Source organism: Nonomuraea sp. K271 (assembly GCF_009908215.1).
Lineage (GTDB): Bacteria > Actinomycetota > Actinomycetes > Streptosporangiales > Streptosporangiaceae > Nonomuraea > Nonomuraea longispora.
The window spans coordinates 1-1,611 of sequence record NZ_JAAAHR010000367.1 but is presented as its reverse complement, the minus strand read 5'-3'; the positions used below and the strand labels follow the sequence as shown (position 1 = coordinate 1,611).

1 pseudogene is annotated in these 1,611 nt (G+C 65.0%); it reads left to right on the top strand.

Annotation, left to right across the window (positions count from 1 at the left end):
- Window positions 1–1,611, top strand: a pseudogene (locus GUY59_RS46980) (DNA-directed RNA polymerase subunit beta); the annotation flags it as partial.

The window sequence follows — 1,611 nt, the reverse complement described above, 5'->3', positions numbered from 1 at the left end:
GCAGACCGAGTCGTTCGATTGGCTGCTCGGCAACGAGAAGTGGAAGGCCCGGGTAGAGGCGGCTCGCCAGGCCGGGCGCAGGGACGTCCCGACCCAGTCGGGTCTCGAAGAGATCTTCGAAGAGATCAGTCCGATCGAGGACTTCTCGGGGACCATGTCCTTGTCGTTCCGCGACCACCGGTTCGAGCCGCCGAAGTACTCCGTAGACGAGTGCAAAGACAAGGACATGACCTTCTCCGCCCCGATGTTCGTGACGGCGGAGTTCATCAATAACACCACCGGTGAGATCAAGAGCCAGACGGTGTTCATGGGCGACTTCCCGCTCATGACGCCGAAGGGCACCTTCATCATCAACGGCACCGAGCGTGTCGTGGTCTCCCAGCTTGTCCGTTCGCCCGGCGTCTATTTCGAACGCAACGTCGACAAGACGTCGGACAAGGATCTCTACGGCTGCAAGGTCATCCCGTCCCGGGGTGCCTGGCTGGAGTTCGAGATCGACAAGCGCGACAGCGTCGGTGTGCGCATCGACCGCAAGCGCAAGCAGGCCGTCACCGTGCTTCTCAAGGCACTGGGGTGGACCAGCGAGAAGATCCTCGAGCGTTTCGGCCGGTACGAGTCGATGCGGGCCACCCTGGAGAAGGACCACACGGCCGGCCAGGATGACGCCCTGCTCGACATCTACCGCAAGCTGCGGCCGGGTGAGCCGCCGACCAAGGAGTCGGCGCAGACCCTGCTGGAGAACCTCTACTTCAACCCCAAGCGGTACGACCTGGCCAAGGTGGGCCGCTACAAGATCAACAAGAAGCTCGGGGTCGACGCCGAGATCACCCGGAACACGCTGACCGAGGACGACATCGTCGCCACGGTCGACTATCTGGTCAGGTTGCACGCCGGCGAGGACACGATGGGGGAGACCGTCGTCGAGGTCGACGACATCGACCACTTCGGCAACCGCCGACTGCGCAGCGTCGGCGAGCTCATCCAGAACCAGGTGCGCCTGGGCCTGGCCCGCATGGAGCGCGTCGTGCGCGAGCGGATGACGACTCAGGACGTCGAGGCGATCACGCCGCAGACCCTGATCAACATCCGCCCGGTCGTCGCGTCCATCAAGGAGTTCTTCGGCACCTCCCAGCTGTCGCAGTTCATGGACCAGACCAACCCGCTGGCCGGGCTGACGCACAAGCGGCGTCTGTCCGCGCTGGGCCCCGGTGGTCTGTCGCGTGAGCGGGCCGGCTTCGAGGTCCGTGACGTGCACCCGTCCCACTACGGCCGGATGTGCCCGATCGAGACCCCTGAAGGTCCCAACATCGGCCTGATCGGGTCGCTGGCCTCCTACGGTCGCATCAACGCCTTCGGCTTCGTGGAGACGCCCTACCGCAAGGTCGTCGACGGCAAGGTCACCGACCAGATCGACTACCTGACCGCCGACGAGGAAGACCGATTCGTCAAGGCGCAGGCCAACACCGTGCTCAACCCCGACGGCACGTTCGCCGAGTCCCGGGTCCTCGTCCGCACCAAGGGCGGCGAGACCGAGCTGGCCCGTGCCGAGGAAGTCGACTACATCGACGTGTCGCCGCGCCAGATGGTGTCGGTGGCCACGGCGATGATCCC